At 68.5% G+C, this 16,987-nt stretch carries 23 protein-coding genes and 1 tRNA gene; 15 read left to right on the plus strand and 9 right to left on the minus strand.

Going from position 1 to position 16,987, the window contains the following annotated elements; all coding sequences use genetic code 11:
• Positions 1-65: 65 nt before the first annotated feature.
• Both ACFZDI_RS23060 and ACFZDI_RS23065 read right to left on the minus strand, forming a co-directional pair.
• Positions 66-1,373, minus strand: coding sequence for a hypothetical protein (locus ACFZDI_RS23060; protein ID WP_391253232.1), 1,308 nt, complete (start codon positions 1,371-1,373; stop codon positions 66-68).
• A 213-nt stretch (positions 1,374-1,586) separates the two neighbouring features.
• The gene (locus ACFZDI_RS23065) at positions 1,587-1,715 is read right to left on the minus strand and encodes a DLW-39 family protein (RefSeq protein ID WP_003999697.1); all 129 of its coding nucleotides are present in this window, start codon (positions 1,713-1,715) and stop codon (positions 1,587-1,589) included.
• A 337-nt stretch (positions 1,716-2,052) separates the two neighbouring features.
• Here ACFZDI_RS23065 and ACFZDI_RS23070 point away from each other — a divergent pair, with 337 nt between their 5' ends.
• A complete protein-coding gene (locus ACFZDI_RS23070) occupies positions 2,053-2,415 on the plus strand; it encodes a DUF6344 domain-containing protein (protein WP_391252875.1) in 363 nt (120 codons plus the stop codon).
• A 459-nt stretch (positions 2,416-2,874) separates the two neighbouring features.
• Here the strand turns inward: ACFZDI_RS23070 and ACFZDI_RS23075 are convergent, their stop codons facing one another.
• Complete coding sequence (locus ACFZDI_RS23075; RefSeq protein WP_391252877.1) at positions 2,875-3,339, minus strand: hypothetical protein; 465 nt, start codon at positions 3,337-3,339, stop codon at positions 2,875-2,877.
• A gap of 177 nt (positions 3,340-3,516) precedes the next feature.
• Between ACFZDI_RS23075 and ACFZDI_RS23080 the strand changes: the two genes are divergently transcribed.
• Positions 3,517-3,777, plus strand: a complete 261-nt coding sequence (locus ACFZDI_RS23080; protein ID WP_391252878.1) for a hypothetical protein — start codon at positions 3,517-3,519, stop codon at positions 3,775-3,777.
• Positions 3,778-3,970: 193 nt separating this feature from the next.
• On the opposite strand, the gene ACFZDI_RS23085 is transcribed toward ACFZDI_RS23080, so the two are convergent.
• The 3 genes from ACFZDI_RS23085 to ACFZDI_RS23095 all read right to left on the minus strand — a co-directional run bounded on the left by ACFZDI_RS23085 (position 3,971) and on the right by ACFZDI_RS23095 (position 6,319).
• Positions 3,971-4,183 carry a hypothetical protein gene (locus tag ACFZDI_RS23085; protein ID WP_391252880.1) on the minus strand — a complete coding sequence of 71 codons (213 nt, stop codon included), beginning with the start codon at positions 4,181-4,183 and terminating at the stop codon, positions 3,971-3,973.
• A 583-nt stretch (positions 4,184-4,766) separates the two neighbouring features.
• On the minus strand, positions 4,767-6,002 hold the full coding sequence (locus tag ACFZDI_RS23090; RefSeq protein WP_391252882.1) for a helix-turn-helix domain-containing protein: 1,236 nt from the start codon (positions 6,000-6,002) through the stop codon (positions 4,767-4,769).
• Positions 5,999-6,319, minus strand: coding sequence for an antibiotic biosynthesis monooxygenase (locus ACFZDI_RS23095; RefSeq protein ID WP_391252884.1), 321 nt, complete (start codon positions 6,317-6,319; stop codon positions 5,999-6,001). Before ACFZDI_RS23095 ends, ACFZDI_RS23090 begins: the two co-directional genes overlap by 4 nt.
• Positions 6,320-6,509: 190 nt before the next feature.
• Between ACFZDI_RS23095 and ACFZDI_RS23100 the strand changes: the two genes are divergently transcribed.
• From ACFZDI_RS23100 to ACFZDI_RS23160, 13 genes are all read left to right on the plus strand, one after another.
• Positions 6,510-6,839, plus strand: coding sequence for a hypothetical protein (locus ACFZDI_RS23100; RefSeq protein ID WP_193505173.1), 330 nt, complete (start codon positions 6,510-6,512; stop codon positions 6,837-6,839).
• Positions 6,840-6,841: 2 nt separating this feature from the next.
• Positions 6,842-8,182, plus strand: coding sequence for an FtsK/SpoIIIE domain-containing protein (locus tag ACFZDI_RS23105; protein ID WP_391252887.1), 1,341 nt, complete (start codon positions 6,842-6,844; stop codon positions 8,180-8,182).
• A gap of 77 nt (positions 8,183-8,259) precedes the next feature.
• Positions 8,260-8,439 carry a hypothetical protein gene (locus ACFZDI_RS23110; protein WP_391252889.1) on the plus strand — a complete coding sequence of 60 codons (180 nt, stop codon included), beginning with the start codon at positions 8,260-8,262 and terminating at the stop codon, positions 8,437-8,439.
• Between the two features lie 76 nt (positions 8,440-8,515).
• Positions 8,516-9,184 (plus strand): DUF2637 domain-containing protein, encoded by a 669-nt coding sequence (locus tag ACFZDI_RS23115; protein WP_391252891.1) that lies wholly within the window; start codon positions 8,516-8,518, stop codon positions 9,182-9,184.
• Between the two features lie 19 nt (positions 9,185-9,203).
• Positions 9,204-9,392, plus strand: a complete 189-nt coding sequence (locus ACFZDI_RS23120; RefSeq protein ID WP_391252893.1) for a mobile element transfer protein — start codon at positions 9,204-9,206, stop codon at positions 9,390-9,392.
• Between the two features lie 12 nt (positions 9,393-9,404).
• Positions 9,405-9,560, plus strand: coding sequence for a hypothetical protein (locus ACFZDI_RS23125; protein WP_391252894.1), 156 nt, complete (start codon positions 9,405-9,407; stop codon positions 9,558-9,560).
• A 14-nt stretch (positions 9,561-9,574) separates the two neighbouring features.
• A complete protein-coding gene (locus ACFZDI_RS23130) occupies positions 9,575-9,883 on the plus strand; it encodes a SpdD protein (RefSeq protein WP_391252896.1) in 309 nt (102 codons plus the stop codon).
• 1 nt (position 9,884) lies between these two features.
• Complete coding sequence (locus tag ACFZDI_RS23135; protein ID WP_391252898.1) at positions 9,885-10,121, plus strand: hypothetical protein; 237 nt, start codon at positions 9,885-9,887, stop codon at positions 10,119-10,121.
• A 94-nt stretch (positions 10,122-10,215) separates the two neighbouring features.
• Positions 10,216-10,395, plus strand: coding sequence for a hypothetical protein (locus tag ACFZDI_RS23140; protein ID WP_391252900.1), 180 nt, complete (start codon positions 10,216-10,218; stop codon positions 10,393-10,395).
• Between the two features lie 5 nt (positions 10,396-10,400).
• A complete protein-coding gene (locus ACFZDI_RS23145) occupies positions 10,401-10,571 on the plus strand; it encodes a hypothetical protein (protein WP_391252902.1) in 171 nt (56 codons plus the stop codon).
• Complete coding sequence (gene repSA / locus ACFZDI_RS23150) at positions 10,568-11,959, plus strand: replication initiator protein RepSA (RefSeq protein ID WP_391252904.1); 1,392 nt, start codon at positions 10,568-10,570, stop codon at positions 11,957-11,959. The genes ACFZDI_RS23145 and repSA overlap by 4 nt, the downstream gene beginning before the upstream one ends.
• Positions 11,956-12,144, plus strand: a complete 189-nt coding sequence (locus ACFZDI_RS23155; protein ID WP_007453452.1) for a helix-turn-helix domain-containing protein — start codon at positions 11,956-11,958, stop codon at positions 12,142-12,144. Before repSA ends, ACFZDI_RS23155 begins: the two co-directional genes overlap by 4 nt.
• Complete coding sequence (locus tag ACFZDI_RS23160; protein ID WP_391252907.1) at positions 12,144-13,301, plus strand: tyrosine-type recombinase/integrase; 1,158 nt, start codon at positions 12,144-12,146, stop codon at positions 13,299-13,301. Before ACFZDI_RS23155 ends, ACFZDI_RS23160 begins: the two co-directional genes overlap by 1 nt.
• 55 nt (positions 13,302-13,356) lie before the next feature.
• Here ACFZDI_RS23160 and ACFZDI_RS23165 read toward each other — a convergent pair.
• The 3 genes from ACFZDI_RS23165 to gyrA form a co-directional block, all read right to left on the minus strand.
• A tRNA-Ile gene (locus ACFZDI_RS23165) sits at positions 13,357-13,433 on the minus strand.
• A 125-nt stretch (positions 13,434-13,558) separates the two neighbouring features.
• A complete protein-coding gene (locus ACFZDI_RS23170) occupies positions 13,559-14,347 on the minus strand; it encodes a DUF3566 domain-containing protein (RefSeq protein ID WP_391252909.1) in 789 nt (262 codons plus the stop codon).
• A gap of 19 nt (positions 14,348-14,366) precedes the next feature.
• The gene (gene gyrA / locus ACFZDI_RS23175) at positions 14,367-16,961 is read right to left on the minus strand and encodes a DNA gyrase subunit A (protein ID WP_361114610.1); all 2,595 of its coding nucleotides are present in this window, start codon (positions 16,959-16,961) and stop codon (positions 14,367-14,369) included.
• Positions 16,962-16,987: the final 26 nt, after the last annotated feature.

Genomic DNA, 16,987 nt, shown 5'->3' on the forward strand with positions numbered 1-16,987 from the left:
GCGGAGCCCCTCTCAGGCGATACCGCGCACCGCGGCAAACCGCCCGCAGCCGCCTCGGCGCTCCCCTACACGACACTCCTGCGCCGGGCCACAAGGGTCCACACGCCGAGCCCCACGAGCAAGGCGCTCCCGGTGCCGATGCCGCCCACGGCGAGCACCCTCATGGCGGTGTCGGCGCCCGCGGCCACGCCCTCCGCGGCGGCCTCCCGGTCCTGCTCCGAGACCTCGAAGACGCCTTTCGGCACGGCCTCCCCCACGTACTCGGGCCCTCCCCGCGGCTCCCCGCGCACCGCCACGCGCAGCGTCATCTTGAACGGCCCGTCCCCGAAGCTGTCGGCGACGCCCCGGGCGAGGTGGGCGACGAGGTAGTAGGAGCCGGCGAAGCGCATCGCGCTCACCTGGGCGATGGCGGAGTAGCGGTTGGCGTGGTCGACCGGTGGCAGGGGAGGCAGGCTTCTGGACTTCTGGTCGCCGTCGTAGCCCACGGCCACATCGGCGACGTCACCGCGCGCGGGGTTGTAGAGGGCCAGTTCCAGCGCATCGGACGTGTAGCCGGTGCCGCCGGATTCCGAGCTGCCGAGGTCCGCGGTGACGGCGATCTGCTGTCCCCAGTCGACCGGCACCTCGTAGAAGAGGGTCTGGCCGGGCCGGATGTCGGCCCGCCAGACGCCCTGGTCGACGGGTGTCGCCCCGGTGAATCCCGCGCCGCCGTCGCGGTGCTCGGGTTCGCCCTGGAGCGGCTGGGGCGTGGCGGAGTTCCACACCTCGGGCGCGCCGGTCGCCCCCGTCCTCGCTGTCCGCGGTTCCGTCGTGGCGAGGAGCTCCAGATCCCAGGCGTCGGGTGAGGATCCGTCGCCGTCGGGGTCGACGCGCTCGACGGACACGTAGTAGGCACCGGCCTTCCGGCACAGCGGCCGGTTGGGCGAGATCTCCCGCATCCCCCACGCGGCGACGGGGTGGGGGCTGCGGGCGGTACCGAACCTCTTGGTGTCATCGGAGCAGGTGTTGCCCTCGGCGTCCTGCACGGTCACCTTGATCCCGTCGATGACGGAGACGGTGGTGTCGGGGGAGGGGACGGCGGTGACGGAGACGTACGCGTTGGACGTGGCGTCGAGGTCGAGGCGGTAGCTGACCCTGCCGCGGCCCGGCAGCGCGCTCTTGTACGCCTCACCGGGCTCCAGGAGGGCGGCGTCCCCGGTGCTTGTGGCTCCCTCGATGCTGCGGGCCCCGTCGGCGAAGGCATACGGGCTGGGCTTTCCGGAGGCCCGCCCCGCGATGGCGGAGGCCTGCCCCGCGGCCGCGGCTGCTGTCGTCGGAAGCGCTGCCGTCGTCGTCCCCAGGACCAGCGCCGCGGCGCCGACGCGGACAGCCACCGCCACGGCCGGACGGGCGCGCCACGCCCCCGCGTGCCGTATCCACGCCGTACGACACCGACCCCTCACGCGCCACCCCTCACCCTCGCCGGACCCCAGAGCCGTGAAGCCGTGGCCCATCCTGCCGCGTGCACCGGGTCCGCGACCGGCCCTCGGCACACAAAACCCCGACCGCGAGGCGGCCGGGGTGTGCTCGGTCTGAGTTGTCGTGACTCACGAACCCGTGGGCACGGAGTCAGTCGCCTCCGTCCACAGATCCTGCTCGGCGCGATCCGCCTGGATCTGGCGGTACACGAGGAGCCCGCCGATGGCGGCCAGTGCGACCAGGAGAAGCTTCTTCACCGCGCGACCTCGTCTTTCCTTGACGTAGGGGACCTCTGGCGCCCGACTATACACACCGGCCGATACCGATCGGTGACCTGCGTCGGCCCTCAACTCCCTTCCCGGGAGCCGGGATAGAAGCGGAGTACGCCGCTCCGATCTGAGGGTGATCACACATCGACGGACGGTTACTTTGACCTTCCTTCGATGCTCTCCTCACCTTTTCATCCCTCTTGCGCCCATCCGGGTGGTGTTCATCAGAACATCGACGCGCCACAAGCGGAGATCCACCACTTCTCGCCCCCCATACACATCATGAGGAAAGTACGCAAATCGCCCGACCCGAAAGTGAGGGGCCATGGCCCGGAACAAGGTCATGAAGCTGTGGACCACCATCGTCACCGCCTTCCTCGCGCTGTGCACGGCGCTCGGACTGGTCACCACGACCGCCGCCGCGGCCGTACCGCAGACCGAGCAGAAGAGCAACAGCAACCGCGCGAGCATCCCGCAGCAGCGGACGGCGCCACCGGTGATGTCCCCCTGGTCCTCCCCCAGGGCCCTGCCCCCCACGATGAAACAGCGCATCCGCGCCGAAGCCCACGGCAAGACGCCCCGCTGCCGGCACCGCTCGCCCGCGGACACGGCGGCCTCTCCCAGCACCGACTGCACGGACGAGGACCCCGACCCCGAGGCGGACCATCTCACACCCCTCCAGCGCTGAACGCTTAAGAACAACGTCCCGGCGAACTGCGTACACAGCCCGGCTGCTCCGCGGAGCAGCCGGGCTTACGCATGTCCTGCTCCAGCGACATCGAGCCAGGGCATGCCCACCGGATGACCACGGCCATCGGCCCGGCCGTCAGCCGTAGGCCTCTCCGCCTGTACACCGGCCACGCATACCGAAAGACCCCCAGTCGCATTCGACTGGGGGTCTTCTCGCTGGTGGGGCTAACAGGATTTGAACCTGTGGCCTCATCCTTATCAGGTCGATCACTGGGGTCTGTCAACGTCGACCAACCGCGCCTGCGCCTCGGTCGATCGTCCACTGAGATCCGGCGCCGACCGCTGCTGTTCGTGCTTGTTGGTGTCAGCCACTGATGTCAGCCGCCGCACGCAGCCTTGACAAGCGCGGCCATTCTCTCGGGCTTGGACGTGTGTCGGGGTCTGCACTCTCGCCGCCTCAGACTCCGTTTGCCTCCTGATTTGGGCGAACGCTGCCGAGGTCCACCGTCTCGGCGGCGATCACGGCAAGCGCGTCCTGGAGTCGGCGGACGGCATCCTCCGCCTCCGTGTATTCCTCAGGGCTGGGGAGGACAGTGCCAAAGCTGCCGCCACGGTCGGCTGGCATGGCGCGCCAGCGCAGGACCGGTTCGAGCGCGTTGAGAGCGCCGGAGAGAAACCAGGCCAGACGGCCGTGAGTACGCGCGAGGGAGATAGCCAGGACGGCGAGGGTTTCCCGCAGGTGTTCGAGCCGCTTGATCTGCGGCAAGTCCTCCTGGACGTTCGGCGGGCCGACAACGTCGCGCAGACCGGCTTCGGTCTCAAGGGCGAGTGCGCGGTCGCTCGGCTCCAGTTTCCACACCTGGTCCTGGATCTGCTGCTCCGCTTCCTCGGCCAGCACTGCGACGATCCTGCGCATGTCCATGCAGATCAGCCTAGAGGAACGGGCTTAAGGCGCTGGTGCTACCCCTCGATGCGAACTATGGGCACGGTGGTCGCTGAGGTCGGTCCCGCACGTCAGCTGGTTGCTTGGGGTTGGCAGCGGTCGGTCTTAGCCGCGGGGGTTGCTGCACATCTCTGCTGTACAGCAACCAGATGCACCATGTACAACGTCACCGTGACGACTCAACCGACGCGGGCGATGTGGTGGGCCGAGATAGCGGTCTTCCTTATCGTGGCTGGCGCGACCCTCACGGCGATTGCTTCCCTGGTGTCGTTGGCAGCCGGAGGCCGTCACGTGACCTTCGACGGCGGGCCGTCGGTTCTGTTGATCGCGCTGTCCATCAGCGTAGGCATCTTCGTGAGCGGCCGGTTCAGGGCGTGGGGGTTGCGACGCAGGGCCGCGTGCCTCGCACAACCTTGAAAACCGTCGTGGCAGCGATGTCACCGTGGGTTCAAATCCCACCGCCTCCGCGCGATGAGCAGTGAGCACGGCCCCTGACCAGGAAAATCGGTCAGGGGCCGTCGTGTTGAGTGCTGTCCGTGAGTGCCCGACGCTCCCCGGTGTTCCCCGCTCGATCGGGCACGGCTGGGGCACAGGATCTGGGCCGTAAGCGTCACTTCCTGCGGACGGACGCGAGCGCCAGCACCATGCTCGCGAGCAGCACGAACACCACGAGCGAGGCGAAGAACAGGGCCTCGACCCAGCCAGCGTTCGCACCCGTCAGCGTGCCGTCCGCTGACGCGCATGCCACCTCCGGCGGAAAGCTCTGCCGACGCAAGTCGCCGCAGGTGTTCGGCAGGTCGTCATTGACGACGTACGCGTTCACCCAGCAAAGCGCCCAGGTAAGGAGGGAGACACCCAGCGAAGCCAAGGAGACGCCACCCAGTGCAGTCGGGCGGACTGCCTCTGAGCCCGTCGGAGATGCAGTCATGAAGGGAGCGTATCGGCTGATCTTCGTGGCACTGTGACCAGGCCGGTTACCCGACCACCCCTCTTGCCCACCACTCACCCCAGCTCCCATCCCGTCTGCCGTCGACCCACACACCGTGGAGCGGGCGTGGTCCCTGGCGTCCAGGTGGAGCGCGCCACTGTACGAACGACCTGGACGCCAGGGGCCGCGTCTGCTCGGCTCTGCCTGGGTCGATGGCAGACGGGATGGGAGCTCCCCGCGCACGCCAATACTCCGGCCGGCACTCGCAAGCGGCGCCCCCTCCATCTCGGAGCCTGAGCGCCCCCGCCGGAGGCATGCTTTGAGCGTTGCCGGGCTCCGCGGTTCTCGACTTCTGGGCCGTAGCTCGCTGCGGCCCCAGGGGCGGCCCCTGCGCCGTAGGCGTGTGGGGGCCGACCCAGGGGCCAGCCCGCGCCTCGCGCGGGCACTTGATGAGGTAGAGAAACCTGTAACAGCTCCACTAGCCAACTGCGCTCCGGTCGGCCAGGTTGCGCAGCGGCTCGGGGACACGAGGGTCTGAGAGTTGGATCAGGTCGCGGATGACCTCGCGAGCCAAGTGGTGGTCGTGGATCTGCTCGGGCGCCAGGATTTCAGCCTCCAGGAGTGCGGCTGTGGCTTCGCCGACGTGTCGCCGCTGCGCGTGTGCTCGCGCCACGTCAAGCAGGAAACGCGCCTGCCGCTCAGGGGAAAGACCTGACGGGTCAACCTGTTGGGCTACCTCCAGTGCAAGTCCGGCATCTCCCAACTCCACCGCTGTGCTTACCGCGTGGATCTCGACATTCGTCGGCCCGAACTCCGTGTCGAAGTCGTTGCGGTCCCCACCCAATCGCGCCGCGATTCCTCGTGCGCGTTCGATGTGCTCATGGGTCCGCCCTCGGTTGCCCTCCCTCGCGTTGATCACTGCCAGAACCAGGTTCATGGCGCCGAACAGGGACAGCTCCTCTGGCGGGCACGCTGGGGCCTCTGCTCTCGGAGCCATGACGGACGCAGCGGATTTTGCCGCCTGCTCTGCCTGCTCCATGTGCTGTTGCCGCATGAAGGCGTGAGCCATACGGAACAGGCTTGCGACGACTTCCAACGGCTGTCCTGCGAGTTCGGCAGCCTGTAGTGCTCGGTCGGCCGCGATCCACGCTGCATCCGCCTGGTCCTGCCGGGTGAAACTGGCTGCCGCCACCTGGTACGCCTTGGCACGCAGGGCGTGAAGTTCTGCGCGTTCTCCTGCTGGCGCGTAGCGCACTGCGGTCTCGATGCTCGGGAGCAGCTTGGCGAGATGATCACTCAGTGCTGCGTAGCTCGATGCGTGCACGAGAGTCCACGCCTCGTCCACCTGCTGACGGAAGTCTGCAAGTGATGGAGTCGGTTCGGTCGGCGGTTGTTCAAAAAGGCTGCCCAGCGCTGGGTGACCGGTGAGGGCTACCCGCAGCCCGTCAAGGTCGTTGCTCTTCGATACTTCCTCCGGCTCGGCTTCTTCCGCCGGAGCAGCGTCCGGCCGTAGCTCGCGCACGGATACGTTGAGGGCATCGGCGAGAGATTGCAGGATCGACAGCCGTTCTACGGGCTGCACGCCTCTTTCGACCTGTGACACCCAACTCTCTGAGCGCCCCATCGCGGCGGCAAGGTCACTCTGCGACATGCCTGCGGCGCGGCGCAGCTCCTTGATCCTCTGACCTGCCGTCTTGGTGTCGGAAGTCGTCACTTCTCGGCCTCGGTCGGGTACTTGCCGGCATACGGCTGGAGGCGGTCAACCTCGGTCTTCTCAACGTACTTGGAGCGCTCCGCCAGGAAGTGACGCGTGTGGGGCTGACGCTCGTGCTCCTCGAAGGCCGCTTGATCGGCGTACAGCTCGTAGAAGGTCCGCTCATTGGGCGCATCTTCGACCGTGTGGCACGAGTAGATCAGCGTGCCCGGTTCGTGCGCCCGGATCCCTGCTGCGGTCTGCTCGACCAGCGCGTCAAACGCTTCCCCTGCACCGTCGCGCAGCGTGAAGCGAACAAAAAGCCCATAGTTGGCCATTTCTTCCTCCTTCTTGTCGCATCCAGTCTCGCAGACTCGGAGATCTCCTACTAGTCGCAGCTTTTCTGTTGACTCGCAGTTTTTCTGCGAGTAGCTTCGATGGTGTCGCAAACACAAGCGGCCCCGGACTGCGTGCCATCCGCCAAGATCACGACGCAGCCCGGGGCCTTCCCCAAAGGGAGACTCCATAATGCCGTCCTTCAAGATCGACACGTCGACCGCCATCGTGTTCGTAGCGACCGCGCCGGAACCGAAGATGGCCAACAAGAAGACCGGTGAGCGGGCCGTGGACCGGGACACGGGTGCGGGTCTGTCGACCGTGGGTCTGCTCGTCTCGGATGAGGGGGAGGGCAACCTCTACCAGGTGACCATCCCGGAGACGGGCTACCCCGAGGGTCTCCAGCCGGGCATGCCGGTCAAGGTCATCGGTCTGAAGGCCCGTGACTGGGAGAACGAGTTCAACGGCCAGAAGCGCCACGGCATCTCGTTCCGCGCGGTCGCGATTACTCCGGCGGCCTGATCATGAGTGACCTGACGATGTGGTTGGAGGCCACGGGAGCCTTAGCGGGCGCCGGTGGTCTCGGCTACGCGAAGGTACGCGCTCCGCGTGTGTACTGGTCCTTGGTTGGGATGCCGGTCACCTGGGGCCGGTTCATCCTGTCGTACCGGTCGACGATGGACGTGTGTGGGCTGACGGTGCACCCATCGCGTCTGCGGGCGTTCATGACCCGCAGCGTGGCCCGCCGGGAGGTGCAGCCGGTCCCGCCGAAGATCCGCCGGGTACGCGGCACATCGACCGGGCTGCGGGTCACTCTGCGGCTTCCGGCTGGTCTGGAGCCTGCGGATGTGATGGCTTCCTCGGAGCGGCTCCGGCACGCCTGGGGCGTCCACTCCGTGACCGTGGTCGAAACCAAGCCCGGTTTCGTGGAACTGCGGATGACCGGCTATGACGTGCTGCGCAGGGTGCGGATGCCGCGCAAGGCTCGCCCGCACGACATGGCCGTGCCGGTCGCGGTTCGTGAGGACGGGACCGCGTTCGAGCGGGACTACCGCAAGGCCCCGATGGCCCTCACGCTCGGTGCGAACCACTCGGGCAAGTCCATGTATCAGCGCAACCTGATCAAGGGGCTGGCGCAACTGCCGGTGGCCCTGGTCGGGATCGACTGCAAGCGCGGGGTGGAGCAGTCCGCGTTCACGCCCCGGCTGTCGGCGCTGGTCACCAGCCCCGATGATGCCTCCTCCTTGCTCGGCGTGCTGGTTGCGGAGATGGAAGACCGCTTCGACCTGCTGAGTCGTCATGGGGTCTCGGACCTGTGGGAGCTGCCCGACGAGGTGCGGCCTGTGCCGGTGGTGGTCCTGGTGGACGAGGTGGCGGAACTGTTCCTGATCTCCTCCAGGAAGGATGAGGAGCGCCGGGAGCGGATCGTCACCGCGTTGATCCGGCTCGCGCAGATGGCTCGGGCGATCGGCATCTATCTGGAGATCTGCGGGCAGCGCTTCGGCTCCGACCTCGGCAAGGGGGCCACCATGCTCCGCGCTCAGCTCACCGGCCGCGTGGTGCACCGCGTCAACGACAAGCAGACCGCCGAAATGGGCCTGGCAGACGTGGCCCCCGACGCAGTCCCGGCCGCGAGCCTGATCCCGATGAACCGCCCGGGAACCGCCGTCGCAGCGGACGCTTCCGGCGGCTGGTCGAAGATCCGCACCCCGGAGACCTCGCGGGACGAAGCGGTGGCCATCTGCCGGGAGTTCGCTCACCTGGTCCCAGAGCTGCCGTTCCTCGAACCGTTCCGCCCCTACGTGCCCGCTGAGGCACCGGCGGCCGGTCCGTCGCTCGTCAAGCCCCGTCCGGTCACCGAGTAACCCACCCGAACCGCCACGGTCGGCGCGACCGCATCGCGCCAGGTCCCTACCCGAGCCATGCCCGAAGAGAGGACGTCATGGCCGAACGTAAGACCACTCGCCGCCGCAAGCCCGCCCCGAAGCCGTGCCCGGACTGCCAGGCAGGCCAGACCTCCGAGTCCTTCCAGGTCGGCGGACGCCGCAAGCGTCTGAGCAACGACCGGCAGGAGGCCCTCTGCCTGACCTGCCTCGGCACCGGCGAAGCCTGCACCGACTGAACCCGCCGGGGCCGGGCGGCCTGACATCGCTGGTCGCCCGCCCTCGGCCCGACCTCCGTGAAGGGAGGTGCCTCATATGCCCCGCTCAATCCGCATGGACGCCGTCCTCGTCCAAGCCGTCATCGCTGGCGCCCTGTCCTTCGCCCACCTGCACGACCTGGCCGAAGCCGCCGGACAGACCGGCTGGAAAGCCTGGGCCTACCCGATCAGCGTCGACCTGCTCCTGGTCGCCGCCTGGCGCCGACTGCGCACCGCCCGCTGTGACCGCTCCGCCTGGACCTGGTTCGTCATCGCCCTGACAGCCTCACTCGGCGCGAACATCGCCACCGCCGGACTCCTCGACCTGAACCAAGTGCCCGCCTGGCTGCGCATCCTCGTCGCCGGTTGGCCCGCCCTGGCCTTCCTCGGCGGAACCCTCCTGGTCCACACCCCCACCGAACCCACTGCTCCTGCACAGCCTGTGGACGACGAGTCGGCCGCGCCGGAAGTCGAGATGCACCGCACCGACGAACCCGAGCCTGCACCGCCTGCGGCTGCGACGCCGGAACTCGCACCGGCCCCGCCGAAGCCCACCCCGCCCCCGGCGCCGGTCGTCCCGGCCGCGCTCCTCGACCACGCCCGAAAGATCGCCGACACACACCGCGCCTCGACCGGCACACCGATGCCTGCCGACGCCCTGTCAGCCCGGCTCCAACTGCCTGCCCCGATGGCCGACGCCATCGCTGCCGAACTCCAACTCACCTGACCAGAAGGGAGAAATCGCCGTGCCTGCTTACCGACGCTTTCGCGACCTGATCCGCATCGGCCCCGTGCAGGTCGCCACCGCCTACGACGGCCGTGGCCGCGACAAGCACACCGCCGCCTGCACCGCCCCCGGCTGTGACTTCTCGGTCGAGTACGTCAAGCGCTCGGCGGCCGAACTCGCCGCCCGCACCCACCGCTGCAAGGCCTGAGAGGAGACCGCCATGGACGTACCGCTCTGGCTCGCCCTGCTCGCCGTCGGATGGCTCGGCATCAAGCTCGCCCGCCCGCCGTGGTGGCTGGTCGCCGTGCTCCTGGTCGGCGGCTACCTCGTCGCCGACAGCTTCCTCGCCCCCGCCCTCGGCACCGTCCTCAAGTAGAAGGGACCCCCCTCGTGTTCACCCCGAAGTACCCGCCCCAGGACACCGCACCACCGGTCACGGCCACCGCGTCGACCGCCCAGGCCCCGGCGTCCGTCCAGCCGACGGCCCCGGTGCCGGTCGCTCCCGCGGCGTCGAACCGGCCGACGGTCCAGCTCACCCCGGGTAGCGCGCTCGCCCTCGCCGCCGGTGGTGGCGCCGTGGTCCTGGTCGTCGGCGCGGTCCTGGTCTCCATGCTCCTCGCGGTCGCCATCACCGCCACCTCCGTGGCCGTGTGCGCGGTCGTCCTCCGCTCCCTCCTCAACGCCGAAAGGAACCGCTGACATGGGCATCTTCAGCCGTAAGAGCAACGACACCCCGTCCAACCCGGAAATGGCTGAACTGGGCCGCGAGTACGCCATCGCCAAGCGCCACGGCGACCGCAAGGCCCTGGGCCGCATCAATCGCCAGATCGGCGAGTCCGGCATGAGCGACAGCGACCGCGCCTCCTTCCAGCAGGGCCGCGAGTCCTACGAGTCCATCCCGCCGGCCTACTCCAAGCGCAACAACCGCCGCCGCTGAACGGCCCCCGGAGCGGCCTCGGTCGCCAAACTTCCGCCGCTCCGGGCGCCTGCACCCCTTCCAGACCCAACGGACCCGAAAGGGAAACCCCATCATGCCCGAGCACGCCCAGAACACGCCCGTCTGCCGCGACTGCGACGGCTTCCCCGTCGTCGCCATCACCACCGGCGCACGCCACCACGACGGCTCCCGGATCCTCCTGCGCATCGAGTGCCGCACCTGCCAGGGCACCGGCCGCACCCTACCCGCCGCCCTCGCACGGGCCGGGAGGTGACCGCCGTGGCTCTCCTCGACTGGCGCTCGCCCGAGCACTTCGACCACACCGGCGACAAGCCCTGCGTGATCTGCACCAAGCCCACCCCCCTGCGCTCCGACCGCGGCAAGCCCGTCCACAAGGTCTGCGCCGAGGACTGGATCGACCGCCACACCGTCCAGGAGGAGGACGCGTGACCGACACCGCCACTATGGCGGGCCTGGACCCGGCCACCCTCGCCGACGTGCTGAGGGTGGCCGGGTCCCCCGGCTTCGACCGCATCCAAGAACAGATCCGCCGCACCGGCGGCTGCTCCGACCCCATCCACCTGCAAGGCACCACCGTCACCCGTGACGCGGTCACCGGGCAGGTCCTGCACTCGTACTCGACGGACACCGAGCCCGGCGGTCGGCTTCGCGTCGCCTGCGGCAACCGCCGTGCCTCCCGCTGCCCGGCCTGCGCCTGGACCTACGCTGGCGACACCTACCACCTCATCCGCGCCGGACTCGTCGGCGACCCCGACAAGGGCACTCCGCACACCATCCGCGACCACCCGCGGGTGTTCGCGACCCTGACCCCGCCCTCGTTCGGGCCGGTCCACAACCGTCTCGGGAACCGGCCCTGCCGCTGCGGTACCCGCCACGGCGAGGACGCGCCCGAGCTGGGCACCCCCCTCGATGCCGCCACGTACGACTACGCGGGCGCCGTGCTGTGGAACAACCACGCCTCCGAGCTGTGGCGCTACTTCACGATCTACCTGCGCCGCGAGATCGCCAAGCGGGCCGGACTGACCCAGAGGGACGCCAAGGAACAGTCCCGGGTCTCCTTCGGCAAGGTCGCCGAGTACCAGAAGCGCGGGTCCGTCCACTTCCATGCCGTGATCCGCTTCGATGGCCCCGACGGGCCAGACGACCCCCCGCCTGCCTGGGCCACCCTCGACCTGCTCACCGACTCCATCCATGCCGCCGCCGCCCGGGTCACCGTCGACGTGCCCGCGGCAGGAGACCAGCCCGCCCGCACCCTGCGCTGGGGCAAACAGGTCGACGTACGCCCCATCCGGGCCTTCGACGACGGCGAGGAAATCAGCGAACAGGCCGTCGCCTCCTACGTCGCCAAGTACGCCACCAAAGCAGCCGAGACCACCGGCACCGTCGACCGCCGCATCGGCAACAAGGAAGCCCTGGTCCTCCTCGGCGTCCCCGACCACCCTGCCCGGCTCATCGAGGCCTGCCTCGACCTGCACGCGCTCTATCCGGACCGCAAGCTGCGGGACTGGGCCCACATGCTCGGCTTCCGCGGCCACTTCTCCACCAAGTCCCGCCGCTACTCCACCACTCTCGGCGCCCTGCGCCAGACCCGCGCCGACTATCGCGCCACCCAGCAACGCGAAGCCCTCGGCCTGCCCGACCCCGACGACGAGGAAGCAACCACTCTCACCCTCGCCCACTGGTCCTACGCCGGTCACGGCCACACTCCCGGCGAATCCTGGCTCGCCGCCAACATCCGCCGCGACATCCAGCACAACCGCGAGATCGCCCGCGAGGAACTACCCGCCCTGCTCGACCTGGAAGGAGCCGCTGCATGACCACTGCTGCCCCGGAACTGCTGACCGTGCCTGAGGTCATGGCGCGGTTGAAGGTGGGCCGTACCAAGGTCTACGACCTGATCCGGACGCACCGCCTCGTGTCCATCAAAGTCGACGGGTGCCGTCGCATCCCGGACCACGCGGTCCGCGACTTCATCGTTGGCCAGATCGGGGAGGCTGCCTGATGGCGAAGCGTCGGCCCAACGGCGGCGGCACGATCACCAAGCGGTCCGATGGCCGGTACCACGGCGCCGCCTACGTAACCGATACGGACGGCCACCGCGTGCGCAAGTACGTGTACGGCCGGACGTGGGATGAAGCCAACGAGAAGCTCGGCAAGCTCCAGGACCAGGAGCGCAACGGCATCCCGGTGCCCTCTCGGTCTTGGACGCTCGGCGAGTGGCTGGCCTACTGGCTGGAGCACATCGTCAAGCCGGAACGCGAGCACAACACGTACGTGAAGTACGAGTCCAAGGTCCGGCTCTACCTGCTGCCTCACCTCGGCAAAAAATCGCTGGTCAAGCTCACCCCGGCACAGATCCGCGTCTTCATGGCGGCTTTGGCCCGGGAGAAGGTTGGTGCTTCGGCCCGCTTCGAGGTCCTCCGCGTCCTCCGCAACGCCCTCAACCGGGCCATGCGCGAGGAGCTGGTCACGCGCAACGTCGCGCTCCTGGTCGATATGCCCAAGGTCACCAAAGACAGGGGCACGGCATGGAACGCCCGGGAAGCCATCGCGTTCCTACGGTCGGTCCGCGCTCACCGGCTCTACGCGGCCTGCGTCCTCGTTCTGGTCCTCGGGCTCCGCCGCAGCGAGGTGCTCGGGCTGCGCTGGCAGGACATCGACTTCGAGGCCAGCCGCTTCACCCCGGTCAAGCAGGTTCAGCGGGTCAAGGGCGTCGGCCTGGTCCTCAAGGACCTCAAGACGGAGTCCTCACAGGCCGTGCTCCCGCTTCCCGAGTTCTGCGCCCGCGTCTTGGAGGAGCGGCGCGAGCTGCAAGCCCTGGAACAAAAGATCGCCGGTGAGCACTGGTCCCAGGAGCCGGACCATGACCTGATCTTCTCCTCGGAGCACGGCGGCATGATCGACCCGGTCGGCTTCTCCCGCACCTTCGATCGGCTCGTCAAGCGGGCTGGCGTCCGCCGGATCACTGTCCGCCTCGCCCGGCACACCTGCGGCACCCTGCTCGCCTTCCTGAAGGTGCACCCCAAGGTCGCTCAGGCGATCCTCCGGCACAGCCAGATCAGCATGACCATGGACGTCTATACGCACGTGGTCGGCGACAGTGAGCGCGAAGCGGTGGGCATGCTCGCCGAGCTTCTGGAAGATCCGCTCATCGGCTGATGTCAGCCATGGATGTCAAAGACCCCCAGCCGCTATCGGCTGGGGGTCTTTTCGCTGGTGGGGCTAACAGGATTTGAACCTGTGGCCTCATCCTTATCAGGGATGCGCTCTAACCAACTGAGCTATAGCCCCGCCGCGCTCTGCGGTGTGTGTCCCGCGCGCTGACTCCTGAAGATTAGCGCACGACATGGGCAGTCCCAAAATCGGTTGTCAGTGCATCGCCAGACGGCTTCTTCAGGACAGCGACGAAGGTGACGTCACTCGTCCTCGGCGAGCGTCAGCTCCACCCCGCCCACGAAGCCCGCGGACAGGTTGTAGATGAACGCGCCGAGCGTCGCGAGGGCGGTCGCCAGGACCACGTCGATGACCGCGATGACCGACGTGAACAGCAGCACGTTGGGCAGGGACAGGAAAGCCTGCAGGTCGAAGCCGTTGGACTCGTTCGAGCCGGTGGCCTCGGAGATCGTGCCGCCGACCGTCGAGAAGACGCCCATCGCGTCCATGACCATCCACAGCACGGCGGACGCGACGATCGTGCAGATGCCCAGGGCGATGGAGAGCAGGAAGCTGACCTTCATCACCGACCACGGATCGGCCTTTGCCACGCGCAGCCGCGCCTTGCGGACGCGGGGCGTGGTGCTCGCCCCCGTGCGCGGACGCCGTACCGCACCGGCGCCGGCCGCCGCCTGCTGCTGCGCCGGGTAGGCCTGCGGCGGGTGGTACGGGCCGGCCTGCTGCTGTGACGTGCGTTCGCCGGGCAGGGGCGAGGCCGTGGCCGGTTCCTGCGCGGCCGGCTGCGGCCGCGCTCCGGCGGCGGACGTCCCCGCACCGGACTTGGCCTGCTGGGTCTGCGGACCTCGGGTGTCCGTCACAGTTCCCCCCTGTGATTCGTGCGCGTCAGGCGACGGCTCGTCCTTGGTCGAGGACTTGATCGCCTTCAGGTTGGTCGTCTGCGGGTCCGCCGCACGCGCGGCGGAGCCACGGCCGCCGTCGTCCTCCGTACCCCTCGAGGTACCGGCCGGTCCGGCGCCCGTGGCTCCGCTCACGCTGACTCACTCCTCGTGCCTACTCGGCCGAGGGCGCCTCACCCTCGTCCGTGCCGCTGGTTGCGGCGGTCTCGGCGGTCTCGTCGACGACCACATCGCCGTCGACCTCCTCCGCCTCGCGCCCCGCCTCGGCGTTGCGAGCGATGCCCACGACGGCATCGCGCTTGCCCAGATTGATCAGTTGGACGCCCATGGTGTCACGGCCGGTTTCCCTGATCTCGTTGACTCGCGTACGAATCACACCGCCCGACAGCGTGATGGCGAGGATCTCGTCGGTCTCCTCGACCACCAGCGCGCCGACGAGGGAGCCGCGGTCCTCCACGATCTTGGCAGCCTTGATGCCGAGGCCGCCGCGACCCTGGACGCGGTACTCGTCGACGGCGGTCCGCTTCGCGTACCCGCCGTCTGTGGCAGTGAACACGAACGTACCGGGTCGAACAACATTCATCGAGAGCAGCTCGTCGCCTTCGCGGAAGCTCATGCCCTTGACGCCCGAGGTGGCACGGCCCATGGGCCGCAGGGTGTCGTCCGAGGCGGTGAACCTGATCGACTGCGCCTTCTTGCTGATCAGAAGCAGATCGTCGTCCGACGAAACGAGTTCGGCGCCGATCAGTTCGTCATCGGTACCGTCCTCCATCGCGCGGAGGTTGATCGCGATCACACCGCCGGAACGGGGCGAATCGTAATCCTTCAGAGGCGTCTTCTTCACCAGTCCGGCCTTGGTGGCGAGCACCAGGTAGGGGACCGCCTCGTAGTCGCGGATCGCCAGGATCTCGGCGATCGACTCGTCCGGCTGGAAGGCCAGCAGGTTCGCCACGTGCTGACCGCGCGCGTCCCGGCCGGCGTCGGGCAGCTCGTAGCCCTTCACGCGGTAGACGCGGCCCTTGTTGGTGAAGAACAGCAGCCAGTGGTGTGTGGTGGACACGAAGAAGTGGTCGACGATGTCGTCTTCCTTGAGCTTCGTGCCGCGCACGCCCTTGCCGCCGCGCTTCTGGGCGCGATAGTCGTCGGTCTTGGTGCGCTTGATGTAGCCGCCCCGGGTGACCGTGACGACGATGTCCTCCTCGGCGATCAGGTCCTCGATGGACATGTCGCCCTCGTAGGGGATCAGCGTCGTCTTGCGGTCGTCACCGTACTTCTCGACGATCGCGGCCAGTTCGGCGCTGACGATGCCGCGCTGGCGGACGGGGGAGGCCAGGATCTCGTTGTACTCGTTGATCTTCGCCTGGAGCTCGTCGTGCTCCTGGACGATCTTCTGGCGCTCCAGGGCGGCCAGTCGGCGCAGCTGCATCTCGAGGATGGCGTTGGCCTGGATCTCGTCGATCGTCAGCAGCTCCATCAGGCCGCCGCGGGCGATCTCGACGGTCTCACTGCGCCGGATCAGCGCGATGACCTCGTCGATGGCGTCCAGGGCCTTCAGCAGACCACGCAGGATGTGCGCCCGCTCCTCGGCCTTGCGCAGCCGGAAGCGCGTACGGCGGACGATGACCTCGATCTGGTGCGTCACCCAGTGGCGGATGAACGCGTCCAGCGAGAGCGTGCGCGGCACGCCGTCCACCAGCGCCAGCATGTTGGCGCCGAAGTTGGTCTGCAGGTCGGTGTGCTTGTAGAGGTTGTTCAGCACGACCTTGGCGACCGCGTCCCGCTTCAGCACGATGACCAGGCGCTGGCCGGTGCGCGAGGAGGTCTCGTCGCGGACGTCCGCGATGCCGCCGATCTTGCCGTCCTTCACGAGGTCGGCGATCTTCTGCGCGAGGTTGTCCGGGTTGACCTGGTACGGCAGCTCCGTGACCACCAGGCACTGGCGGTTCTGGATCTCCTCGACCTCTACGACCGCGCGCATCGTGATGGAGCCGCGGCCGGTGCGGTACGCCTCCTCGATGCCCCGGCGGCCGACGACGAGCGCGCCGGTCGGGAAGTCCGGGCCCTTGATGCGCTCGATGAGCGCGTCCAGCAGCTCCTCGTGCGAGGCCTCGGGGTTCTCCAGGTACCACTGGGCACCGGCGGCGACCTCGCGCAGGTTGTGCGGCGGGATGTTGGTCGCCATACCGACCGCGATACCGGCCGAGCCGTTGATCAGCAGGTTCGGGAAGCGGGCCGGCAGGACGGTCGGCTCCTGGGAGCGGCCGTCGTAGTTGTCCGTGAAGTCGACGGTCTCCTCGTCGATGTCGCGGACCATCTCCATCGACAGCGGCGCCATCTTGCACTCGGTGTACCGCATGGCCGCGGCCGGGTCGTTGCCCGGGGAGCCGAAGTTGCCGTTGGAGTCGACGAGCGGCATGCGCATCGACCACGGCTGGGCGAGGCGCACGAGGGCGTCGTAGATGGAGGAGTCGCCGTGCGGGTGGTAGTTGCCCATGACGTCGCCGACGACGCGGGCGCACTTGTAGAAACCGCGCTCGGGGCGGTAGCCGCCGTCGTACATGGCGTACAGCACGCGGCGGTGGACGGGCTTGAGGCCGTCGCGGACGTCGGGCAGCGCACGCGAGACGATGACGGACATCGCGTAGTCGAGGTACGAGCGCTGCATCTCCGTCTCGAGCCCGACGGGCTCGACGCGCATGGCCAGGGCGTCACCCTCGGGCGTCGTCACGGGAGTGTTCTCGTCGGTCATTGCTGGTGAAGGTCCTTCCTGGTGCG

This window comes from Streptomyces sp. NPDC007907 (assembly GCF_042959365.1).
GTDB lineage: Bacteria > Actinomycetota > Actinomycetes > Streptomycetales > Streptomycetaceae > Streptomyces > Streptomyces indiaensis.